18 protein-coding genes, 1 tRNA gene and 2 pseudogenes are annotated in these 21,725 nt (G+C 69.3%); 10 read left to right on the top strand and 11 right to left on the bottom strand.

All coding sequences use genetic code 11. The features are described 5' to 3' along the window. Positions 1-112: 112 nt before the first annotated feature. A complete protein-coding gene (locus AAT21_RS17465) occupies positions 113-526 on the top strand; it encodes a pyridoxamine 5'-phosphate oxidase family protein (protein ID WP_046777783.1) in 414 nt (137 codons plus the stop codon). Positions 527-687: 161 nt separating this feature from the next. Here AAT21_RS17465 and AAT21_RS17460 read toward each other — a convergent pair whose 3' ends face one another. Next, complete coding sequence (locus tag AAT21_RS17460; RefSeq protein ID WP_030026718.1) at positions 688-1,002, bottom strand: Rieske (2Fe-2S) protein; 315 nt, start codon at positions 1,000-1,002, stop codon at positions 688-690. Next, a complete protein-coding gene (locus AAT21_RS17455; protein ID WP_030026719.1) occupies positions 999-1,274 on the bottom strand; it encodes a hypothetical protein in 276 nt (91 codons plus the stop codon). Before AAT21_RS17455 ends, AAT21_RS17460 begins: the two co-directional genes overlap by 4 nt. Positions 1,275-1,358: 84 nt before the next feature. Between AAT21_RS17455 and AAT21_RS17450 the strand changes: the two genes are divergently transcribed. Continuing rightward, positions 1,359-2,432 (top strand): hypothetical protein, encoded by a 1,074-nt coding sequence (locus AAT21_RS17450; protein WP_046777782.1) that lies wholly within the window; start codon positions 1,359-1,361, stop codon positions 2,430-2,432. 142 nt (positions 2,433-2,574) lie between these two features. Here AAT21_RS17450 and AAT21_RS17445 read toward each other — a convergent pair whose 3' ends face one another. The 4 genes from AAT21_RS17445 to dnaK are packed head-to-tail and all read right to left on the bottom strand — an operon-like array spanning position 2,575 to position 6,777. Then, a complete protein-coding gene (locus tag AAT21_RS17445; RefSeq protein ID WP_046777781.1) occupies positions 2,575-3,048 on the bottom strand; it encodes a heat shock protein transcriptional repressor HspR in 474 nt (157 codons plus the stop codon). A gap of 1 nt (position 3,049) precedes the next feature. Further along, positions 3,050-4,231: a molecular chaperone DnaJ gene (gene dnaJ, locus AAT21_RS17440; protein ID WP_046777780.1), complete on the bottom strand. Its 1,182-nt coding sequence runs from the start codon at positions 4,229-4,231 to the stop codon at positions 3,050-3,052. 39 nt (positions 4,232-4,270) lie between these two features. Further along, positions 4,271-4,930 carry a nucleotide exchange factor GrpE gene (gene grpE, locus AAT21_RS17435; protein ID WP_030647929.1) on the bottom strand — a complete coding sequence of 220 codons (660 nt, stop codon included), beginning with the start codon at positions 4,928-4,930 and terminating at the stop codon, positions 4,271-4,273. Next, on the bottom strand, positions 4,930-6,777 hold the full coding sequence (gene dnaK / locus AAT21_RS17430) for a molecular chaperone DnaK (RefSeq protein ID WP_046777779.1): 1,848 nt from the start codon (positions 6,775-6,777) through the stop codon (positions 4,930-4,932). Before dnaK ends, grpE begins: the two co-directional genes overlap by 1 nt. 206 nt (positions 6,778-6,983) lie before the next feature. Between dnaK and AAT21_RS17425 the strand changes: the two genes are divergently transcribed. Together AAT21_RS17425 and AAT21_RS17420 are read left to right on the top strand one after the other, a co-directional pair. Further along, positions 6,984-7,520: a sugar transferase gene (locus AAT21_RS17425; RefSeq protein ID WP_046777778.1), complete on the top strand. Its 537-nt coding sequence runs from the start codon at positions 6,984-6,986 to the stop codon at positions 7,518-7,520. Positions 7,521-7,630: 110 nt separating this feature from the next. Beyond that, positions 7,631-9,853, top strand: a pseudogene (locus AAT21_RS17420) ((Fe-S)-binding protein); the annotation flags it as partial. 474 nt (positions 9,854-10,327) lie between these two features. On the opposite strand, the gene AAT21_RS17410 reads toward AAT21_RS17420, so the two are convergent. Then, the gene (locus AAT21_RS17410; RefSeq protein ID WP_046777777.1) at positions 10,328-10,801 is read right to left on the bottom strand and encodes a hypothetical protein; all 474 of its coding nucleotides are present in this window, start codon (positions 10,799-10,801) and stop codon (positions 10,328-10,330) included. 138 nt (positions 10,802-10,939) lie between these two features. Here AAT21_RS17410 and AAT21_RS39080 point away from each other — a divergent pair. Both AAT21_RS39080 and AAT21_RS17405 read left to right on the top strand, forming a co-directional pair. After that, positions 10,940-11,116 (top strand): annotated as a pseudogene (locus AAT21_RS39080) (YIP1 family protein); the annotation flags it as partial. A gap of 1 nt (position 11,117) precedes the next feature. After that, positions 11,118-11,969 (top strand): Yip1 family protein (locus tag AAT21_RS17405; RefSeq protein WP_235438903.1); only part of this gene is annotated, 852 nt, incomplete at its 5' end. A gap of 87 nt (positions 11,970-12,056) precedes the next feature. On the opposite strand, the gene AAT21_RS17400 is transcribed toward AAT21_RS17405, so the two are convergent. The 3 genes from AAT21_RS17400 to AAT21_RS39880 form a co-directional block, all read right to left on the bottom strand. Beyond that, positions 12,057-12,557 (bottom strand): phosphoribosyltransferase, encoded by a 501-nt coding sequence (locus AAT21_RS17400; protein WP_030647900.1) that lies wholly within the window; start codon positions 12,555-12,557, stop codon positions 12,057-12,059. Further along, positions 12,554-13,141, bottom strand: coding sequence for a dCTP deaminase (gene dcd / locus AAT21_RS17395; RefSeq protein ID WP_030956554.1), 588 nt, complete (start codon positions 13,139-13,141; stop codon positions 12,554-12,556). The genes AAT21_RS17400 and dcd overlap by 4 nt, the downstream gene beginning before the upstream one ends. A gap of 82 nt (positions 13,142-13,223) precedes the next feature. Continuing rightward, positions 13,224-13,436, bottom strand: a complete 213-nt coding sequence (locus tag AAT21_RS39880) for a hypothetical protein (RefSeq protein WP_079025764.1) — start codon at positions 13,434-13,436, stop codon at positions 13,224-13,226. A 179-nt stretch (positions 13,437-13,615) separates the two neighbouring features. On the opposite strand from AAT21_RS39880, the gene AAT21_RS17390 reads away from it, so the two are divergent. Further along, positions 13,616-13,686: transfer RNA gene (locus AAT21_RS17390), tRNA-Gly, on the top strand. A gap of 50 nt (positions 13,687-13,736) precedes the next feature. Here AAT21_RS17390 and AAT21_RS17385 read toward each other — a convergent pair. Next, positions 13,737-14,309: a TetR/AcrR family transcriptional regulator gene (locus tag AAT21_RS17385; RefSeq protein ID WP_046777776.1), complete on the bottom strand. Its 573-nt coding sequence runs from the start codon at positions 14,307-14,309 to the stop codon at positions 13,737-13,739. A gap of 97 nt (positions 14,310-14,406) precedes the next feature. Here AAT21_RS17385 and AAT21_RS17380 point away from each other — a divergent pair, with 97 nt between their 5' ends. The 3 genes from AAT21_RS17380 to AAT21_RS17365 all read left to right on the top strand — a co-directional run bounded on the left by AAT21_RS17380 (position 14,407) and on the right by AAT21_RS17365 (position 21,719). Next, positions 14,407-15,981 (top strand): carboxylesterase/lipase family protein, encoded by a 1,575-nt coding sequence (locus tag AAT21_RS17380; protein WP_157879733.1) that lies wholly within the window; start codon positions 14,407-14,409, stop codon positions 15,979-15,981. 572 nt (positions 15,982-16,553) lie between these two features. Beyond that, positions 16,554-16,961 (top strand): hypothetical protein, encoded by a 408-nt coding sequence (locus AAT21_RS17375; protein WP_046777775.1) that lies wholly within the window; start codon positions 16,554-16,556, stop codon positions 16,959-16,961. Positions 16,962-17,600: 639 nt separating this feature from the next. Further along, positions 17,601-21,719 carry a putative T7SS-secreted protein gene (locus AAT21_RS17365; RefSeq protein WP_052757844.1) on the top strand — a complete coding sequence of 1,373 codons (4,119 nt, stop codon included), beginning with the start codon at positions 17,601-17,603 and terminating at the stop codon, positions 21,717-21,719. Positions 21,720-21,725 lie beyond the last annotated feature (6 nt).

Raw genomic sequence — 21,725 nt, 5'->3', positions numbered from 1 at the left:
CGTCTCCTCTCCGAGGGATGCACAACTGGGTCTGACAGAGTCAGCGTATGCAAAGTTGAGTCTATTCCACTCAAGGCAGTTGAGGGGACGCCTTGCCCGTACCCTTCGGGCCATGTCCCATGACGTACTCAACCCGACGCCCGAGTACCTCGCCTTCTGGCGGGAGCGGCACGTCTGCACGCTGACCACCCCGCGCCCCGACGGGACCCCGCACGTGGTGCCGGTGGGCGTGACGTACGACCCGGAGGCCGGCCTGGCCCGGGTGATCAGCAACAAGCACAGCAAGAAGGTCCGCAACGTCCTGGCGGCGCAGGCCGCGCAGGACGGCGGGGCGCGGGTGGCGGTCTGCCAGATGGAGGGGCGCCGCTGGGCCACGCTGGAGGGCCGTGCGGTGATCCGTACGGACGAGGCGTCGGTCGCCGACGCGGTGGCGCGCTACGCGCAGCGGTACGGGCGGACGCCGTCGCCCAATCCCGACCGCGTGGTCGTGGAGATCACCCTGGACCGGGCGATGGGGCGCGCGTGAGCCGCCGGCCCCCGCCGGTCCCCGGCTCTCGTTGATCCTTCATCTTGTCCGGATCACGCACTGGACGCAGGCATCACAACGGCGCCATCGTGGTCAGGTCCACGATGGCGCCGTTGTGTGGGGGTAGCGCCTGAGCGATCTGGAACGACGGGGGAATCGCGTCAGGCACTGCGGGGGGTGGCGGTGGTGATGTCGGGCTCGAAGAGCTGGTGGTCCCGCTGGTCGAGATTGACGAAGACCATTCCGTAGCGCACCTCGCAGCGGACGGGCTGCGGCGCGCCGCGCGGGCGGCGCAGGCACCGGTAGGCACGTACGTCCTCGTCCTCCTCGCGCACGATGACGATCGGCTGGCCGAACAGGGTGACCATCAACGAGTCGCCGGGGTGGGGGATGGCGGTGGCGAGGTCGATGAACTGCCAGCCCGAGCGGTACGCCGACGCCATCTCGCGGCGGAAGCCGCGGTCGTCGGGGGTCATGCGGACACCGTCGCAGGAGCCTCGGTCCAGCCCGTGTCGTCCTTACCGCCCAGCTCTGCGGCGGTCCAGCCGGTGTCCGCGTACTTGCCCACGGGCGCCGTGGTCCAGCCGGTGTCGAACTCCGTGCTCGTCAGGCTCGTACCCTGACCGTCCCTAGCGCTCCCCGCGTCACTTTCGACGGCGCTGACTGCCCCAAAAACCGCAACGGCGGAGAAACCTATGGCAAGCACCGAGCGAAGCATTCTCTTGTACATGGTCGGCTTCGTCCTCACTTGATGGAATCCTCTCCCCCGCGTGTCAGACGATGGCTCATTCAGGCACGTCAATGCCACAGGGACGATGCATCATGTTCTTGCATGTTCAGGACCCTGGGGGGTGGAGATTTGACGCAAAAACCGACAATGGCGACACATCCCCACCCCGTCACGTCCATGTGCGCCGAGGGGACCCGGCTCTACGCGGCTGCCCTGAGCACCGGCCGGATCGCCCGGGGAGAGATCCAGAACGCCCCCTGCCTGCTGGAACTCGCCCTTCTGCAGCCCGACCCGGATGACGCGAACCAACTCCGCCCGGTTCCCCCGTCCGTGGCTTTGGCTCAACGGCTCCATCCGATTGAACGCGAGATCCAGGACCGCCGACGCAGCGCTGTAGATCTCACCGACACTTTCGAGCCTTTCCTGGCCATCAGCGCACAGAGTCCGGCCGACACCCATGCCATCACGGTGCTGGAGGGTTTCGAAAGGATCAACGCCGCGCTGAACCTCGCGACGGCCGAATGTCACACCGAGGTGCTGACGGTCCAGCCGGGCGGAGCGCGGCCCTCCGAGGCTCTCACACAGGCCCTGGAGCGCGACCAGCCACTGATCGACCGCGGGGTCAGCATACGGACCCTCTACCAGCACACCGCACGGCACAGCCAGGGCACCCTCGCCTACGTGGACCGCATCTCCGCCGGCAAGGTCGAGATCCGCACCCTCGAAGAGCTGATAGAGCGCCTCATCATCTTCGACCGCACGGTCGCCTTCATCCCGGTCAGCGACGACCGCCGGGTGGCGCTGGAACTGCGCCACCCCGGCCTCGTCGACTACCTCATCAAGGTGTTCGAGCAGCTGTGGCACCGGGCCGTGCCGCTGACGGAGGAGGTGACGTACCGCAGCACTCCCGGCGGCGTCACCGGCGTGCAGCGCACCATCGCCCAGCTCCTCATCGAGGGGCACGTGGACGAGGCCATCGCCCGGCGCCTGGGGATGAACGTACGCACCTGCCGCGCCCACATCGCCAAGCTCGCCACCACCCTCGGCAGCGGCAGCCGGGCCCAGCTCGGCTACCTCATCGCCCAGTCCGGGATCCTGGGCCGCCCCTCCGCCGCGCAGGAGTGCGAGGACCGCGCCGCCGGCCGGGAGCCGGGGCACGGCCCGGAAGGCCTTTAGGGGGTGTCTTGGCGGTCATGCCGGGCTCGCGGGCCCTGCTGCAGCCTGACCGGCAGGACGCCCACGGACAAAGCCCTCCGGCCCCGCCCTGGGAGGGGCGGGGCCGGAGGGTGTGTATCCGGGGCAGGGACGACCCTGCCGGTCAGTCCATCGGGCGCTTGGGGCTCGGCCGCCAGACGACCAGGGCGCTGCCCGGCTGCGGCGGCTGGTACGGGACCAGGTCGCGGCGGTAGGAGGCGTGCACCTGGGCCTCGCGGGCCCGCAGGGTGGCCGCCGCGCCGTCCACCGCGGCGGAGAGCTCGGCGACGCGCTGCTGGAGCGCGGCCACCTGGTTCTCCAGTTCGATGATCCGCTTGATGCCGGCCAGGTTGATGCCCTCGTCCTGGGACAGCGTCTGCACCGTGCGGAGCAGTTCGATGTCCCGGGCCGAATAGCGCCGGCCGCGGCCGGCCGTGCGGTCCGGGGAGACCAGGCCGAGGCGGTCGTACTGGCGGAGGGTCTGCGGGTGCAGGCCCGAGAGCTGGGCGGCCACCGAGATCACGTAGACCGGGGTCTCGTCGGTGAGTGGGTAGGCACCGCTCCCCAGACGGGATGACTGTCGTCGGCGGCCGTCCATGTCATGCTCCCTTCGCGGACTCGAACAGCGCGGAGCGCGGGTCCTGCGACTCCGTCGCCTCGCGGTACATCTCCAATGCCTCGCGTGCCTTGTCGGACAGCTCGGTCGGAACCGCCACTTCCACGGTAACCAGCAGGTCCCCGCGGGTGCCGTCCTTGCGGACCGCACCCTTGCCGCGGGCCCGCATCGTACGCCCGTTCGGGGTGCCCGGGGGAAGTTTCAGCGTCACGGACGGTCCGTTCAAGGTCGGGACCTTGATGTCGGCGCCCAGTGCAGCCTCCGCGAACGTCACCGGGACGGTCACCGTCAGGTTGTCGTCCTTGCGGCCGAACACCGGGTGCGTCCCGACATGCACCACCACGTAGAGGTCACCGGCGGGACCGCCGCGCTCGCCCGGGGCGCCCTTGCCGCGCAGCCGGATCCGCTGGCCGTCAAAGACGCCCGCAGGGATGCGGACCTGCATGGTGCGGGAGCTGCGGGCCCGGCCGCTGCCCTTGCAGACCTCGCAGGGGTTCTCCGCGATCAGGCCGCGGCCCTTGCAGTCCGCGCAGGGGTCGGTCAGCGAGAAGCCGCCGCCGCTGCCGCGCGAGACCTGGCCGGTGCCGACGCAGGTCGGGCACACCCTGGGCGTGCCGTTCTTGTCGCCGGTGCCCGAGCAGGCCTTGCAGGGCGCCTGCGAGGACATCCGGAGCGGGACCGTGGCCCCGTCCACCGCCTCCGTGAAGGAGAGGGTGACCTCCGACTCGATGTCCTGGCCGCGGCGCGGCTGGGTGCGGGTGCCCGCACCCGGGCCGGCGCCGCGGTTGAAGAGGCCGCCGAAGACGTCGCCCAGGCCGCCGCCGAAGCCGCCGGCCTGACCGCCCTGCTGGGTGCCCCCGAAGAGGTCGCCCAGGTCGAAGTTGAACGATCCGCCTCCGCCGCCCGGCCCGGGGCGGAAGCCGCCGTTGCCGAACAGGGCGCGCGCCTCGTCGTACTCCTTGCGCTTCTTGGCGTCCCCGAGGATGTCGTTCGCCTCGGAGATCTCCTTGAAGCGCTCCTCGGCGGCGGCGTCGCCCTTGTTGGCGTCCGGGTGGAACTCGCGCGCGAGCTTGCGGTACGCCTTCTTGATCTCGGCCTCGGTGGCGTCCTTCGGGACACCGAGGACCTTGTAGTAGTCCTTCTCGACGAAGTCCTTCGTGCTCATCCCCGGTGTCCCTCCTCCCGTGCCGCTACGTGTCCTGCGTCAGCCCTTGTCGGCTGCATCCGCGTCCTCGCCGGACGGCTTGTCGCCCTCCGCGGACTCGGACTTGGGGGCCGCGCCCGGCTGGGGCTCGGCCACCGCGACCCGTGCGGGACGGATCGTACGCTCGCCGATCCGGTACCCGGGCTGCAGGATCGCCACGCAGGTCGTCTCGGTGACGTCCGGCGCGTACGAGTGCATCAGGGCCTCGTGGACCGTCGGGTCGAAGGGCTCGCCCTCCTTGCCGAACTGCTGAAGGCCCATCTTGGCGGCGACCGTCTCCAGCGATTCGGCCACCGACTTGAAGCCGCCGACCAGCTCGCCGTGCTCCCGCGCCCGGCCGATGTCGTCGAGCGTCGGCAGGAGCTCCGTCAGGAGGGACGCGACCGCGATCTCCTTGACGGTGATCCGGTCCCGCTCCACCCGGCGGCGGTAGTTCTGGTACTCCGCCTGGAGCCGCTGGAGGTCCGCGGTGCGCTCTCCGAGCGCGGTACGGGCCTGGTCCAGCTGCGCCAGCAGGGCCACATCCTGTGCGCTGTCCCCGGCCGGGGCCGCCCCCTCCGCCGTGTCGGCGGAGTCGGCGGCCTTCGGCTCGGCGTCGTCCTGAGCGGCGTCGGCGGGGACTTCGGGCTTCTCGTCGAAGCCCGGGGTCTCCTCCGACATCAGGCAGCGCCACCCTTCGGCTTCTCGTCGTCGACGATCTCGGCGTCGACGACGTCGTCGTCGGCCTTGGCCTGGCCCGCGTCACCGGCGCCGCCGGCGGCGCCCTGGGCGGCCTGCGCGTCGGCGTAGATCGCCTGGCCGAGCTTCTGGCTCACCGCGGCGAGCTTCTCGGTCGCGGTGCGGATCTCGCCGGTGTCCTCGCCCTTGAGCTTCTCCTTCAGCTCGGCGACGGCCGACTCGACCTCGGTCTTGACCTCGGCCGGGACCTTGTCCTCGTTGTCCTTGACGAACTTCTCCGTCTGGTAGACGAGCTGCTCGCCCTGGTTGCGGGACTCGGCGGCCTCCTTGCGGCGCAGGTCCTCGTCCGCGTACTGCTCCGCCTCCTGGCGCATGCGGTCGACCTCGTCCTTGCCGAGCGAAGAGCCGCCGGTGACGGTCATCTTCTGCTCCTTGCCCGTGCCGAGGTCCTTCGCGGTCACGTGCATGATGCCGTTCGCGTCGATGTCGAAGGAGACCTCGATCTGCGGGACGCCACGCGGGGCCGGCGGCAGGCCGGTCAGCTCGAACATGCCGAGCTTCTTGTTGTAGGCCGCGATCTCGCGCTCGCCCTGGTAGACCTGGATCTGCACGGACGGCTGGTTGTCCTCGGCCGTCGTGAAGATCTCGGACCGCTTGGTCGGGATCGTGGTGTTGCGCTCGATGAGCTTGGTCATGATGCCGCCCTTGGTCTCGATACCGAGGGACAGCGGGGTCACGTCGAGGAGCAGGACGTCCTTGACCTCACCCTTGAGGACACCGGCCTGGAGGGTGGCGCCGATGGCGACGACCTCGTCCGGGTTGACGCCCTTGTTGGCGTCCTGACCGCCGGTCAGCTCCTTGACGAGCTCGGCGACGGCCGGCATGCGGGTGGAGCCGCCGACCAGGACCACGTGGTCGATCTCGGACAGCTGGATGCCGGCGTCCTTGATGACGTTGTGGAACGGGGTCTTGCAGCGGTCGAGCAGGTCGGCGGTCAGCTGCTGGAACTGGGCGCGCGTGAGCTTCTCGTCAAGGTGCAGCGGGCCCTCGGCGGACGCCGTGATGTACGGCAGGTTGATCGAGGTCTCCGTGGAGGAGGACAGCTCGATCTTCGCCTTCTCGGCGGCCTCGCGCAGACGCTGGAGCGCCATCTTGTCCTTGGACAGGTCGACGCCGTGGCCGTTGGCGAACTGCTTCACCAGGTAGTCGACGACGCGCTGGTCCCAGTCGTCACCACCGAGGTGGTTGTCACCGTTGGTGGCCTTGACCTCGACGACACCGTCGCCGATCTCCAGGAGCGACACGTCGAAGGTGCCGCCACCGAGGTCGAAGACGAGGATGGTCTGGTCGTCCTTGTCGAGACCGTAGGCCAGGGCGGCGGCCGTCGGCTCGTTGACGATGCGCAGGACGTTCAGGCCCGCGATCTCGCCGGCCTCCTTCGTCGCCTGACGCTCGGAGTCGTTGAAGTAGGCCGGGACGGTGATGACCGCGTCCGTGACCTTCTCACCCAGGTAGGCCTCGGCGTCGCGCTTCAGCTTCTGCAGGATGAAGGCGCTCATCTGCTGCGGGTTGAAGTCCTTGCCATCCAGGTTGATCTTCCAGTCAGTGCCCATGTGGCGCTTGACGGAGCGGATGGTCCGGTCCACGTTCGTGACCGCCTGGCGCTTGGCCACCTCGCCGACGAGGACCTCGCCGTTCTTGGCGAAGGCGACGACGGACGGCGTGGTCCTGGCGCCCTCGGCGTTGGTGATGACGGTGGGCTCGCCGCCTTCCAGAACGCTGACGACGGAGTTAGTGGTGCCCAGGTCGATGCCGACCGCACGTGCCATTTCAATTCCTCCAGCTGACTTGAGTGGAACGGACTCAACCATGCCGCATCGCCGCGCTTGCGTCAACAGAACTGAGTCGAGTCGACTCAACCTTTAGCTGCCCCTTACGCGCAACCTTGGGTTTTACCGGCGGCGGGACGGCCGGACGAGGGACCCGCGCCGCGCGGCACGCCGGGGTCCGGGCGCCCGTGCGGCAGCGTGCTGGCATGCCGCTCACACTCACCGCCCCCCGGCTCCGGGTACGGGTACCCGCGGCCCCGCCGGCGAAGCGGGTGCTCGACCTCGTCGGGGCGATGGCCCTGATCGCCGCACTCGCCCTCCCGCTCGCGGCCGTCACCGCACTGCTGTGCGCGGTCCGGGGCGGCCGCCCCTGCGTACGGGAGCCCGCGGCCGGCCTCGCCGGGCGGCCCTTCCGGACCTGGCGCTTCGACACGGCCGGGGCGGGGCGGACGGGCGCACTCCTGGAGCGCTGCGCCGTCGACGGGCTCCCCCAGCTGCTCAATGTGGTCCGCGGGGAGATGTCGCTGGTCGGCCCGCGCCCCGAGGCCCGTACGGACCGCCCCGACCGGCTCCTCGTACGTCCCGGAATGACCGGGTTGTGGCAGGTGAGCGCGCGCTCCGACCTCCCCTGGGAGGAGATGGCTCTGCTCGACCGGCATTATGTGGAGAACCACTGGCTCGGGATGGACCTCGCGATCCTTGCTCAGACCCCGCGGGCGGCCTACCGACAAAGGCTCGCCTGAGCGACACAGATCACCGCACGCTCAGCTACATTGCGGCGTCGGGAATGGGTAACCTCAAGCCTTGACTTCATAAGTTACCGCTTAGTAAGTGCCGCCCGAGGAGCCCTCCCATGCAACTCGCCGCGATCATCGTGTCGCTGGTCCTGACCGTGGTCGGCGTCGCGCTGCTCGCACGAGCCGTGGCGCAGATCTACCGCTTCGTGAAGATCGGCCAGCCCGTGCCGGCCGGCAGCCGCACGGACGACCCGAAGGCCCGAACGTTCACCCTCGTCCGGGAGTTCCTCGGCCACAGCCGCATGAACCGCTGGGGCATCGTCGGCTTCGCGCACTGGTTCGTCGCGATCGGCTTCCTGACGCTCCCGCCGACCCTGGCGCAGGCCTACGGCCAGCTCTTCCAGGCCGACTGGACGCTGCCGGTCCTCGGCGGCTTCCTGCCGTTCGAGCTGTACATCGAGTTCATCGGCCTGATGACGGTGCTCGGCATCCTGGTCCTGATCGCGATCCGCCTGCTCAGCCTGCCCTCGCGGGCCGGCCGCAAGTCGCGCTTCGCGGGCTCGAAGGCCTGGCAGGCGTACTTCGTCGAGTACATCATCCTCACCATCGGCCTCGCGATCCTGTGCCTGCGCGGCCTTGAGGGCGCGATCCACCACGTGGACAGCTGGGAGCCGGCGTACTTCATCTCGTACCCGCTGGTGATGGCCTTCGACGGGCTCTCGGCGAGCGCCCTGCAGAACGCCATCTACTTCACCGCGATGATCAAGATCGGCACCTCGCTGATCTGGATGATCGTGGTCTCCCTGAACACCAACATGGGTGTCGCCTGGCACCGCTTCCTCGGCTTCCCGAACATCTGGTTCAAGCGCAACGCCGACGGCGCGAGCGCGCTGGGCGCGCTCCAGCCGATGACCAGCGGCGGCAAGGAGATCGACTTCGAGGACCCGGGCGAGGACGACGTCTTCGGCGTCTCGCAGGTCGAGCAGTTCTCCTGGAAGGGCATCCTCGACTTCTCCACGTGCACCGAGTGCGGCCGCTGCCAGTCGCAGTGCCCCGCCTGGAACACCGGCAAGCCGCTGTCCCCGAAGCTCCTCATCATGTCGCTGCGCGACCACGCGCACGCCAAGGCCCCGTACCTGCTGGCCGGCGGCGGCAAGACGATGGAGGGCGAGGAGAAGGCGTCCGAGGAGCAGCTCGCCGGTGTGCCGGCGGCCGCGCTGGCCGAGGCCGAGCGCCCGCTGATCGGCACGGTCGAAGAGAACGGCGTCATCGACCCGGACGTGCTGTGGTCCTGCACGACCTGCGGTGCGTGCGTGGAGCAGTGCCCGGTCGACATCGAGCACATCGACCACATCGTCGACATGCGCCGCTACCAGGTGATGATCGAGAGCGCCTTCCCGTCCGAGGCGGGCACGATGCTCAAGAACCTGGAGAAGAAGGGCAACCCCTGGGGCCTGGCGAAGAAGCAGCGCGTCGAGTGGACGAAGGAGGTCGACTTCGAGGTCCCGATCATCGGCAAGGACGCGGAGGACCTCTCGGAGTTCGACTACCTCTACTGGGTCGGCTGCGCCGGCGCCCTGGAGGACCGGGCCAAGAAGACCACGAAGGCCTTCGCGGAGCTCCTGAACATCGCGGGCGTCAAGTTCGCGATCATGGGCGGCGACGAGAAGTGCACCGGTGACTCGCCGCGCCGCCTGGGCAACGAGCCGCTGTTCCAGCAGCTGGGCCAGGAGAACGTGGCCATGCTGAACATGGCGTTCGGCGAGGACGACGACGACCCGTCGACGAAGAAGCCGAAGTCGGCGAAGCGGATCGTCTCGACCTGCCCGCACTGCTTCAACACCATCGCGAACGAGTACCCGCAGCTGGGCGGCGAGTACGAGGTCATCCACCACACGCAGCTGCTCCAGCACCTGATCGACGAGGGCCGGCTGACGCCGGTGACGCCGGTCGACGGGCTGATCACGTACCACGACCCGTGCTACCTGGGCCGCCACAACAAGGTCTACACGCCGCCGCGCGAGATCATGTCGGCCGTGCCGGGCCTGCGCCAGCAGGAGATGCACCGCCACAAGGAGCGGGGCTTCTGCTGTGGCGCCGGTGGCGCGCGGATGTGGATGGAGGAGCGGATCGGCAAGCGCATCAACAACGAGCGCGTCGACGAGGCCCTGTCCCTGAACCCCGACATCGTCTCCACCGCCTGCCCGTTCTGCCTGGTCATGCTGACCGACTCGGTCAACGGCAAGAAGAACGAGGGCCAGGCCAAGGAGTCCGTGCAGGTCGTGGACGTGGCCCAGCTGCTGCTGGAGTCGGTCAAGGCCCCGGGCCCGACGGAGGAGGAACTGGCCGCCCTGGCGGCCGAGGCCGAGGCGGAGGCCGCTGCGGCAGCCGCCGCGGCGGAGGCGGAAGCCGCGGCCAAGGCGAAGGCGGCCGAAGAGGCGAAGGCCAAGGCGGAGGCGGAAGCCAAGGCCAAGGCGGAGGCTGAGGCGAAGGCCAAGGCGGAGGCCGAGGCGGAAGCCAAGGCCAAGGCGGAAGCTGAGGAGGCCGAGGCGAAGGCAGAGGCTGAGGCCGCCCCGGAGGCCGAGGCTGAGGCCGAGCCCGTGACGGAGGCGGAAGCCCAGCCGGAGACCGAGCCCAAGGCCGACGCCGACGCCGACGCCGAGCCGGAGGCAGCGGCGGACGCCGGGGCCAAGACGGACGCGGCGGACCAGGCGAAGGCCGAGGACGCCAAGTAGGCAGGCCCCTGCACGACGCACCTGAACGGCCGGTCCCACCCGGGGGCCGGCCGTTCCGGCGTTTCCGGCCGGCCCCGGTCAGCCCCGGGCCGGCACGACGGCGAAGCCGAGCCCCGCCGCACCGGCCGAGGCCGCGCCGCCACCGCTCGCGACGACCCGGGCGTGACTCTTCGCCGGCTTCGGTGCCTCGACCGTGTACTTCTCGATCAGCCGGCCGTCGACGTCGTACACCCAGCTGTTCCCGCCGCCCTTGCCGTCGATGACGACGAACCTCACGCGCTTGCCGTCGCGGACGAGCTCGTACGTCCAGCCGTCGTTCTGCGTGCTCGGACGCTTCAGGTCGATGGCGCCGAGGACGTGTCCGTTCGGCATGGAGATCACCGCGTACTTGCCGCGCGGGCCGTCCACCAGCTTGGCGATCCGCCCGTCCGGCACCCCGACCCGCACCGAGCTCTCCACCCCGACGCGCCCATCGGCCTGCGGCACCGGCTCGGGCTTCCGCTGCGGCGCCCCGTCCATCCACGACGTCACGGTGCCGTTCGGCTGGAGCACGAGGTGCAGGCCGTTGTTCTACGAACAGCAGCAGAACGCAACGCAAGCACGTAAACCGGACACACGGCAGGGGCAGTCCGGAGGTGGGGACAACCCCCCGGGGATCCCCTAGGGGATGTCACAGGTCAGCCGCAAAGGGTGCTTGTTACCCCCGCCCGGCCACCGGGGCGCTCCGGACCAGGTACGTTCGATCACGTGGCTGGATTCAGGATCGGACGCGGCCGGGACGACAACCGCGGTCAACAACCCCCGCAGCAGCAGCAGTCGTACGGTCAGCAGCAACCGCCGCCGTACGGCGGGCCGCCGTACCCTCCCNCCGCAGCAGCAGCAGTCGTACGGTCAGCAGCAACCGCCGCCGTACGGCGGGCCGCCGTACCCTCCCGTCGGCGGCCCCCCACCGCAGCAGCAGTGGCCGCAGCCGAACGCCGGGGGCCACGGCGAGCCGGAGTACTTCGACCCGTACGGGCAGCAGCACCCGCCCGCGCAGCAGCCCCCGTACGGCCACGGAGGCGGCGGGCACTACTCGAACGACAACCCGGGGCACACGCAGGTCTTCGCCGTCGGCGAGGACCCGTACAGCCAGGGGGGCACGTACCAGGCGGGCGCCGTCGCCGCGGCGCCGTCCGGTCCGCGGCTGCCGTGGAAGGATCTGCTCCGCGGGATCGTGACGCGGCCCGGCCAGACCTTCCTCCAGATGCGCGACTACCCCGTCTGGGGTCCGGCGCTGACCGTGACCTTCCTCTACGGCCTCCTCGCGGTCTTCGGCCTCGACGAAGCCCGCGACGACGCGATCAACGCGACCCTGTCGAAGGCCGTCCCGATCGTGCTGTCCGCCGGTGTGGCCTTCGTCGTCTGCGGTCTGCTCCTGGGCGCGGTCACGCACACCCTGGCCCGTCAGATGGGCGGTGACGGCAGCTGGCAGCCCACCGTGGGCCTGTCGATGCTGGTCATGTCCATCACGGACGCCCCGCGTCTGCTCTTCGCCGTGTTCCTCGGCGGCGACAACATGATCGTGCAGGTACTGGGCTGGGCCACCTGGGTCGCCGCGGGCGCGCTCTTCACCTCGCTGATCAGCAGGTCGCACGACCTGCCGTGGCCGAAGGCGCTGGGCGCCTCCGCGATCCAGCTGATCGCCCTGCTGTCGATCATCAAGCTCGGCACCATCTAGCGCGGCCTCGCCAGCGCAGGCACGCGCATACGAGAGGGGCCCCCGGCCACGGCCGGGGGCCCCTCTCGCGCATCTGGTCACGGACGGTCAGGCGTCGAGGACCTGGCCCTCGCGCTTGACGACCGGCGGCTCGACCGACCAGGGGAAGTTGATCCACTCGTCGGTCTTCTTCCACACGTACTCGCACTTCACGAGGGAGTGGGACTTCTCGTAGATGACCGCGGAACGCACCTCGGCGACGTGGCCCAGGCAGAAGTCGTGCACCAGCTTCAGCGTCTTGCCGGTGTCGGCGACGTCGTCGGCGATGAGGACCTTCTTGTCGGTGAAGTCGATCGCCTCGGGCACGGGCGCCAGCATGACCGGCATCTCCAGCGTGGTGCCGACGCCGGTGTAGAACTCCACGTTCACCAGGTGGATGTTCTTGCAGTCCAGGGCGTAGGCCAGACCGCCGGCGACGAACACGCCGCCGCGGGCGATGCTCAGGATGATGTCGGGCTCGTAGCCGTCGTCGGCGATGGTCTGCGCCAGCTCGCGGACGGCGGCGCCGAAGCCCTCGTAGGTCAGGTTCTCGCGTACTGCGTCGCTCATGCCTCGTGCCTCACCTGGGTGCGGTGGAAGTTCTGGAAGGAGCGCGAGGCGGTCGGCCCGCGCTGCCCCTGGTACCTGGAGCCGTACCGTTCGCTGCCGTACGGGAACTCCGCGGGCGAGCTGAGCCGGAACATGCACAGCTGCCCGATCTTCATGCCCGGCCAGAGCTTGATCGGCAGCGTGGCCAGGTTGGACAGCTCAAGGGTCACGTGACCCGAGAACCCGGGGTCGATGAACCCGGCGGTCGAGTGCGTCACGAGGCCGAGGCGGCCCAGGCTGGACTTCCCCTCCAGCCGGGAGGCGATGTCGTCGGGCAGCGTGATGACCTCGTAGGTCGACGCCAGGACGAACTCACCGGGGTGCAGGATGAACGCCTCGTCCCCCTCCGGCTCGACCATCCGGGTCAGGTCCGGCTGCTCGACCGCGGGATCGATGTGGGCGTAGCGGTGATTCTCGAACACCCGGAAGTACCGGTCGAGACGCACATCGATGCTGGAGGGCTGCACCATCGCCTCGTCGAACGGGTCGATGCGAACCCGTCCGCTGTCGATCTCGGCCCGGATGTCTTTGTCAGAGAGAAGCACGTCCCGAGGATACGCAGAGCGCGCGGGCCTCCCCCAATCGAGAGGGAACCGCCCGCGCGCCCGGCCGTACGTCTGAGAGTGTCTAGCGCTTGACCGCACCACCGACGGGCACCGCCTGGCGCAGGCGCGCGCACCGCGGACACCGCAGCAGCCGCCCGGGCCCGATCCGGCCCGCACCGAGGTGCTGCAGCGGGAAGGAGGCGGTACTGAAAACGTGCCCTTCGGCACAACGGACGACGGTGTGCTCCATCGAGTCCCTTTCCCCAACGAGCCGTACTGAGACGAATCGCCACATTAGGGGATGATCGGCACCCGCTCCAGCCGCCGCTCCGCCACCCCACGGTACGCCCCAACTCCCGCCCCCACACGCCTCGGTGCACACGACAGACAACAACGACCCCGCGGCGAACGCACCGGGGGTCGATCATGGGGTAGAGTGTGCAACGGTAGGGCTCCAGGCAACTGGCCCGCTACGCGGATGTAGTTTAATGGTAGAACATGAGCTTCCCAAGCTTATAGCGCGGGTTCGATTCCCGTCATCCGCTCTTGAACGAAGGCCCAGGTCAGAGACCTGGGCCTTCGTTGTATGTCACGGTCAGCGCGCCAGCTCGGCCAGGGCCCGGACACCTTCGAGCACCTCGGCCGCGGTGGGGGCACTGGAGGGGTCGCTGAGGCACTGGAGCATCACACCCGACACGAGCGCCAACTGCACGGCGCCGAGGGTGCGGACGGAGGCGTCAGACACCTCCTCCTCGCGGACGCCGTCCAGGATGGCCGCCATGCCACGCCGCCCCTGAGCGATGCCCCCGGCCAGAGCGGCGCGCAGCTCCTGCCGCCGCTGGGCCTGCATGAACAGTTCCACCGAGGCGAGCCAGAGGTCGGGGTGCGCGCCGAAGTCCTCGATCAAACTCTCCCAGATGCGCTCGAAGTGCGCCCTGGAGGAGCCTTCGACGTCGGGGACCAGCGCCCGGCCCATCGCGTCGCCCCACTCGTTGAGGATCTCGAACAGGGCCTGGTTGAGCAGTGCCTCGCGTGAGCCGTAGTGGTAGCCGACGGCGGCCGTGCTCACTCCGGCAGTGGTGGCGATGTCACGCACAGAGGTGCGGTCGTATCCCTTTTCCCGCAGGCAGGCTTTGGCGCCGATGAGCAGGTCTTCGCGGTTTCCCATACTCACGAGCCTAGCGCTCGCGTGACACGAACGCCTCATGCAATCGAGTCACACAAACGTATCGCACGATCGTGCAAGCCTGCGTAACGTTCGGGCCATGAGGCACGCCAGGTACATCTTCAAGGGGTTCGTCGCTACCGCCCTCACGCTAGGCATGGGGCTGGGCATGGGCGTTGGGCCGGCCACCCCCGCGCGAGCAGCAGCCGGCAGCACCGTCGGCACGGTCGTCGGCACCACCGGCGGCGCCGTGCGTGGCACCGCCGGCACCGGCGGCCTGCGCAGCTTCCAGGGCATCCCATATGCCGCCCCGCCGGTGGGCGACCTGCGCTGGGCCTCGCCGCAGCCCGCCGCCGCCTGGACCGGGGTGCGTGAGGCGACTGCGCCGGGATCCCCCTGCGCGCAGCCGAAGGGACTGCCCATCGGAGTCCCCAGCGAGGCCGAGGACTGCCTGTACTTGAACGTCACCGCCCCCGCACAGCAGGCCGGCAAGCGGCCGGTGATCGTGTGGATCCACGGCGGCAGACTGATGTTCGGCAGCGGCGACCTTTACGGCCCCGAGCGGCTGGCCGCCGAGGGCGCCGTCGTCGTGTCGGTCAACTATCGGCTCGGTGCCATGGGCTTCCTGTCCGATCCTGCGCTCAAAACCTCCGGCGGCCTCGGCCTGGAGGACCAACAGGCCGCACTACGCTGGGTCCGCGCCAACGCGGGCGCCTTCGGGGGCGATCCCCGCAACGTGACGATCATGGGTGAGTCCGGCGGCGGCTACAGCGTCTGCGGCCACCTCGCCTCACCGAAGTCGGCCGGGCTGTTCCACCGCGCCGTCATACAGAGCGCGCCCTGCGCCACGGGGGGCTCCCGCACCCGGGAGGAAGCCGAGGCCGAGGCCAGGGCCACGCTCACCAAGCTCAAGGAGCTGAAGCCCAAGGAGGGCAAGGACTGCGATGATGCGGAATCCTGCCTGCGCGGCACGGACGCGGCCACGCTCATGAAGGCGTACGGGACCTGGAACGAGCCCCGCCCGATCGCCGGTACGGACCTCATGCCACTGGCCCCGGCCGAGGCGCTGCGCACGGGCAAGTTCAACCGCGTCCCGGTCCTCATCGGGGTCAACCACGACGAGGAGCGCGGCCGGATCCTCGGCCAGGAGCTGACGGGCGATCCCATGCCGCCCGAGGCGTACGAGCCCGAAATCCGCAAGGAGTTCGGCGCCCAGGCCGACGCGGTACTGGCCCGCTACCCGCTGAGCCGCTTCAGCTCCGCCGGCGAGGCCCTGGCAACGGTCCAGACCGACCGCACCTGGTCGATTCCGACGCTGGACACCGCCCGGCTGCTGTCACAGTGGGCTCCGACACGGATGTTCGAGTTCAGCGAGCGAGAGACGCCCTCATGGGCCGGCGACCCGAAGCTCAGCTTCGAGCTCCGCGCCTCGCACATGTCGGAGTTGCCCTACCTCTTCGACCTCAAGCTGCCCCTGTTCGAGAAGCTGACTGAGAAGCAGGAATGCCTCGGCAAGCGAATGACGGACACTTGGGTGGACTTCGCCGAGTCCGGGAAGACGGACTGGCCGAGCTTCCGCAGCGGCGGCTACGTGCAGTCGCTGGCCACGGGGCCGTGGAAGCGCACGGAGTTCACCAAGGACCACAACCATGAGTTCTGGGAGAACCTCCGCTGACGCCAAGCGTCGTCCCGCCGACCGAGGTGCCTGGGACGCCGGGCAGCGCACGACTCGTGCCACTACGTGCCAGTCAGGGCGGTAAACAGCGGTCAAGACGGGGGTTCCGCGGGCCCCGGATCTAGGCTCCGTAGCGGACGTTTTCGCTAGTCACCAAGGGTTCAGGCACCCGAGTCCCGGGTGATTCCCAAGCCTATAGCGCGGGTTCAATTCCCGTCATCCGCTCCACGACAAAGCCCCAGGTCACAGGCCTGGGGCTTGTTTGTTGTCTAGACCTACCGAGGCCCGCCTGCCATTCGCGTGCCAGAAGTGCCGTATCGGAGCGTCAGATGGGCGCCGAATCATCACTCGCGACCACCGAGCGCCGAGCCATCTCGGCACCGTCACCCTCGCAGCCGCCATCAGCTGGCTCCGAACGTGATCCAAAAAGCAGCGTCCGGCAGGCAATCCGGGAGAGGCACGAGCCGTCGGCGGTACGGAACGGCGTAGCGATACTTGGGTGCTGATCGCCTGCGTAACGTAGGCGCATTGAGGGCTGCCGTACCGGGCGCCCTCGGGGAACGGGGCACTTCATGGGACTGGCCGAGGAGATATCCGCCGTGCGCGGTGGATCAGGGCGTTCAGGCCGTTTGCTGGGCGAATTTCGCCGCACGGCACTGCTGGTGCCGCTCTCGGAGGGTGATGGCGGCGGTCTGATGACGGGCTGGCAGGGCGGTGTCCGCTGGATCTACGCGTTCACGGATGAGGCGGCCCTGGCCCGTTTCGCGGAAGCGCGCGGTGCCGGTGCCCGTGAGTGGGAGTACCTCTCGATCCTGGGTGCCCGTCTCGTCGACGCGGTGATCCCCACGGTTGAAGGTCCGACGGGTGTGGCCGTAGATGTGGCGGACAAGGACGGTTCAATGCTGTTCCCGCCGGTCGTGGGCATCGTTCCCGACGCGTGCGCGGTGGATGCCGAGCCAGACCGTGCGGAAGCCGTCTGATGGCGGGCGATGCGGACCTTGAGGTCTCGGCGGCTGCGGTCAAGAACATCCAGGACGGTCTACGCAAGGCCATCGCCGAGCTGCGTGAGTCCGGAGATGCGGCCGGTGCCTCCATGGGTTCGGGGTTCAGCGATCTGTCGATGACGGGGATGGAGGCCGGACACCCGGGTCTGGCCACCGTCTTCGAGGACTTCTGCGAGCGCTGGGAGTGGGGCGTGCGCAGTCTCGTGCAGAACGCCAGCGCTCTCGCCGGGAACCTGGGGATCGCGGCGGGGACGGTGTGGGAGGAAGAGCAGTACCTGCAGGGCGCGTACAAGGTCGTCGCCAACGCCGCGTACGGCAATCCGCACGCGAGCGAGGACGAGATCGAGCAGAAGAGCTGGGACGACATCTGGCGGGCGGACGTCTACAAGNCGCGTACGGCAATCCGCACGCGAGCGAGGACGAGATCGAGCAGAAGAGCTGGGACGACATCTGGCGGGCGGACGTCTACAAGCCCGACTACAGCGACGAGTCCTTCGACAAGAGCGACGCGGACATCAAGCAGACCTGGTCGGAGACGGGCGACAAGCTGACCTCCAACGGGTACATCGGCTCGATCAAGGATCTGCTGGACCAGGCTGGCGGGGGCCGTAACTGATGGGCTGGAGGGACTTCGTACCGGACTCGTGGGAGGACGGGGCCGAGGATCTGGCCGAGGACCTCGGCGATGTGATCGAGTCGGGCGGCGACAAGCTCGCCCACGTGGCAGAGGAGGTCGGTCTCGACAAGGCGGGCGACTGGGTCCGCGACAAGAGCCGCTCGGCCGCCAACCAGCTCGGCGCGGATGTCAAGGAGCTGGAGCTCGGACAGACCGAGGACCCGAACAAGCTGGTCTACGGCAGCGTGCCGAAGATCCGCGCCCAGGTCTCGCACCTGAACGATTTCAAGTCCTCCTTCACCATGGTCGGCAACGGTCTGAAGGGGCTGGAGGGCGACGGTCTCAAGGGCGCGTCGGCGGACGCGTTCCGGGAGGCGATGGCCAAGGAGCCGCCGCGCTGGTTCGAGGCGGCGGAGGCCTTCGGCAAGGCCTCCGACGCGATGGGCCGCTTCGCGGAGACCGTCGAGTGGGCGCAGGGCCAGGCCAAGGAAGCCCTGGCGGACTACAACCACGCCAAGAAGGTCTCGCAGGACGCCCGCACCGCCTACAACAAGTCGATCACCGACTACAAGGCAGCGGTCGAGGCGAAGAAGGACACACTGCCCCCGCGGCCGGCCGACGACTTCACCGACCCCGCCGATCCGCTGTTCAAGGCGGCTGAGGACAAGCTCAACACCGCGCGCAAGCAGCGCAACGAGGTCGCGGAAACGGCCACCACGGCGGTCTCTGCGGCCCGCGACGCGGCGCCGCCCAAGCCCTCGTACGCCGAACAGTTCAATGACGGCATGGACTACCTGGAGATCGCGGAGACCCACCTGGCCGGGGGCGTCCTCAAGGGAACGGCGGGCCTGGTCAACTTCGTCCGTGCGGTCACCCCGATCGACCCGTACAACCTGACCCACCCCGCCGAGTACCGGACCAACCTCAACTCGACGGTCGCCGGCCTGCTCGTGGCGGTCAACGACCCCATAGGCACGGGCAAGCAGATGCTCGACGACTTCATGAGGGACCCCACCGAAGGCGTCGGCAAGTTCCTCCCGGAACTCGCCGGTACCAAGGGCATGGGCGCCGGAAGGAGGGCGGCGACGGCCGCCAAGGCCGCCGACGACGTCCCAGGCCCCGGCCGCCGAGGTCTGGACGAAAACGGCCCGAACCAGTCCAACACCCCGGACTGCGACAAGAAGTGCGACGGCACCGACCCCGTCGACCTGGCCACCGGCCGGATGTTTCTCCCTCAGACAGACATCGTGCTGCCCGGTACCCTTCCGATGGCCTTCACCCGGCGGGCGGAGGCGGGTTACAAGAGCGGGCGCTGGTTCGGCCCCACCTGGGCGTCCACAATCGACCAGCACCTGGAGATCGACGCCGAGGGCGTGGTCCTGGTAAGCGAGGACGGCCTGGTGTTGGCCTATCCGCATCCGGCCCCCGGAGAACCGGTGCTGCCATCGTCCGGCCCGCGCATGCCTCTGGCCCGCACGCCGGACGGCGACTGGACGCTGACCGATCCGGTGAGCGGCCACGTACGGCGCTTCAGCCCACCCGCCCAAGGTACCGAGGACGGCATCGCGCCGATCGCCCAGCTGGAGGACCGCAACGGCAACGTCATCCTCTTCGAGTACGCGGCCGACGGCACACCTCTGGGCATTTCCCACAGCGCCGGATACCACCTGCGCTTCGATGTCGAGGGGGGCCGCGTCATCGCCCTTCACCTCAGCGGTGGCCCGCGCATCCTCGCCTACGGCTACACCGACGGGAACCTGACCGAGGTCGTCAACTCCTCAGGCCTGCCGCTGTGCTTCACCTACGACGAGCGCGGCCGCATCACCTCCTGGACCGACACCAACGCCCGCCGGTACGACTACGCGTACGACAACCAGGACCGCTGCATCCGTGAGGGGGGCACCGAGGGCCACATGGCCCTGACCCTCTCCTACGACACAGTCGACACGGAGACGGGTTTGCGGGTCACCACCGCGACCACCGGCGCTGGCCACACCCGCCGCTATCTGGTCGACGACCGCCACCGGGTCAAGGCCCGTGTCGACGAACTCGGCGGGGTGACCCGCTTCGTCCACGACCGGAACGGCCGGCTCGTCACGTTCACCGATCCCATCGGCCGCGCCACGTACTTCGGGCGCGACGACGCGGGGAGACTGGTCACAGTTGTCCGCCCGGACGGCAAGGAGCTGAGCACCGACTACGACGAGCACGGCCGCCCGGTCCGGCAGCGGCGCGGCGACCGCACGGGATGGCGCCAGACCTACGATGAACGGGGCAACCGAACCTCGCTCACCAATCCGGTCGGAGCCACCACCCACTTCGCATTCGACGACCGCGGGCACCTGACCGAGGTCACGGACTGCCTCGGCGGTATCACGAGGATCCGCTGCGACCGGGCCGGGCTACCGGTGGAGATCACCGATCCACTCGGCGCCGTCACCCGCTACGAACGGGACGGATTCGGGCGGGCCGTGCGGATCACCGACGCGCTTGGCCACGCGACCCGGCTGGAGTGGACGACCGAGGGCAGGCTGGCCCGCCGGGTCGAGCCGGACGGCGCCGAGCAGGCGTGGACGTACGACGGAGAGGGAAACTGCGTCCACTACAGGGACCCGCTCGGCGGTTTCACGACCTACGAGTATTCCCATTTCGACATGCTGACTGCCCAGACCGGTCCGGACGGCGCGCGGCACGTGTTCGGCTACGACACCGAGCTGCGGTTGCTGTCGGTCACCGACCCCCGTGGCCTGGAGTGGACGTACGAGCACGACGCGGCCGGCCGGACCGTCGCCGAGACGGACTTCGACGGCAGGACCATCCGCTACGTGCACGATGCGGCGGGCCGGGTCCTCTCGCGAGAGAACGCGGCCGGACAACTCATCCGGTACGAGTACGACGCGTTGGACAATCGCACACTCAAAGACTCCGGGGGCGTGGTCACCCGGTACGAGTACGACTACTCCGACCGGCTGGCGGCCATCTCCGCCCCTGGCGCAGAACTCGGCTACGTCCGGGACGCGGCGGGCCGCATCCGCGTGGAGACGGTCAACGGCCGCGATCTCACCCGCAGCTACGACACGCTCAGCCGGGTGGTCTCCCGTACGACCCCGTCGGGAGCGATCAGTACGTGGGCGTACGACGCAGCGGGCCGGGAAGCAGAGCTGACCCTCGATGGCCGCCGCATCACCTTCGAACGGGACGCCACGGGCCGCGAGACCGGCCGCAGCCTAGGCTCCGCGGCCGTTCTGGACCTGGCCCGCGACGAGCTCGGCCGGGTCCGGGAGCAGCACGTGCAGGGTGCCGAGGGCCACACGCTGCAGCGACGCGGGTACGCCTACCGGGCCGACGGTTATGTGCTCGCCATCGAAGACCGGCTCGCCGGGGACCGCCTCTTCTCCCTGGACGCGGGCGGCCGCGTCACCTCCGTGAGTGCCGCAGGCTGGACCGAGCGCTACACCTACGACCAGGCGGGAAACCAGACGGAGGCCTCGTGGCCCGCCTCGGGTCCGGGTGGTCCGGCCGCCACGGGAGCACGTGTTTATGAGGGCGCCCGGCTGATACGCGCGGGCAGCATCCGCTACGAGTACGACGCGGCCGGCCGGATCGTCCTGCGGCAACGGGTCCGTCTCTCCCGCAAGCCTGACACCTGGCGCTACGAGTGGGACGCCGAGGACCGGCTGATGGCCCTCACCACCCCGGACGGAACGCGCTGGACATATGCATACGACCCGCTGGGCCGCCGGATCGCCAAGCGGCGGCTGGCGGACGACGGCCTGACGGTCGTGGAGGAGGTGACCTTCACCTGGGACGGGAACACCCTCTGCGAGCAGACGACCGTCACCGCCGGAACACCGTACGCAGTCACGCTGACCTGGGAGCACGAGGGCTTCGAGCCGCTCGCACAGGCCGAACGGCTCGTCGGGGCGGACCAGCAGCTGATCGAGAGCCGCTTCTTCTCGATCGTCACCGACCTGGTGGGCACTCCGCAGGAGCTGATCGGTGAAGACGGCGGGATCGCCTGGCGGGCCCGTTCCACGGTGTGGGGCACGACCGAGTGGAACAAGAACGCCGACGCGTACACCCCGCTGCGCTTCCCCGGCCAGTACTTCGATCCCTAATCAGGG

The organism is Streptomyces yangpuensis, from assembly GCF_001005295.1.
In the GTDB taxonomy this organism is placed as follows: Bacteria; Actinomycetota; Actinomycetes; order Streptomycetales; family Streptomycetaceae; genus Streptomyces; species Streptomyces yangpuensis.
The sequence above is the reverse complement of the archived record's forward strand: the minus strand, read 5'-3'. Positions and strand labels throughout refer to the sequence as shown.

Coding starts and splice junctions, on each gene's coding strand:
- AAT21_RS17465 (WP_046777783.1), top strand. CDS start 113: ATGTCCCATGACGTACTCAACCCGACGCCCGAGTACCTCGCCTTCTGG.
- AAT21_RS17460 (WP_030026718.1), bottom strand. CDS start 1,002: ATGACCCCCGACGACCGCGGCTTCCGCCGCGAGATGGCGTCGGCGTAC.
- AAT21_RS17450 (WP_046777782.1), top strand. CDS start 1,359: ATGTTCAGGACCCTGGGGGGTGGAGATTTGACGCAAAAACCGACAATG.
- AAT21_RS17445 (WP_046777781.1), bottom strand. CDS start 3,048: ATGGACGGCCGCCGACGACAGTCATCCCGTCTGGGGAGCGGTGCCTAC.
- dnaJ (WP_046777780.1), bottom strand. CDS start 4,231: ATGAGCACGAAGGACTTCGTCGAGAAGGACTACTACAAGGTCCTCGGT.
- grpE (WP_030647929.1), bottom strand. CDS start 4,930: ATGTCGGAGGAGACCCCGGGCTTCGACGAGAAGCCCGAAGTCCCCGCC.
- dnaK (WP_046777779.1), bottom strand. CDS start 6,777: ATGGCACGTGCGGTCGGCATCGACCTGGGCACCACTAACTCCGTCGTC.
- AAT21_RS17425 (WP_046777778.1), top strand. CDS start 6,984: ATGCCGCTCACACTCACCGCCCCCCGGCTCCGGGTACGGGTACCCGCG.
- AAT21_RS17400 (WP_030647900.1), bottom strand. CDS start 12,557: ATGAGCGACGCAGTACGCGAGAACCTGACCTACGAGGGCTTCGGCGCC.
- AAT21_RS39880 (WP_079025764.1), bottom strand. CDS start 13,436: ATGTGGCGATTCGTCTCAGTACGGCTCGTTGGGGAAAGGGACTCGATG.
- AAT21_RS17385 (WP_046777776.1), bottom strand. CDS start 14,309: ATGGGAAACCGCGAAGACCTGCTCATCGGCGCCAAAGCCTGCCTGCGG.
- AAT21_RS17380 (WP_157879733.1), top strand. CDS start 14,407: ATGAGGCACGCCAGGTACATCTTCAAGGGGTTCGTCGCTACCGCCCTC.
- AAT21_RS17375 (WP_046777775.1), top strand. CDS start 16,554: ATGGGACTGGCCGAGGAGATATCCGCCGTGCGCGGTGGATCAGGGCGT.
- AAT21_RS17365 (WP_052757844.1), top strand. CDS start 17,601: ATGGGCTGGAGGGACTTCGTACCGGACTCGTGGGAGGACGGGGCCGAG.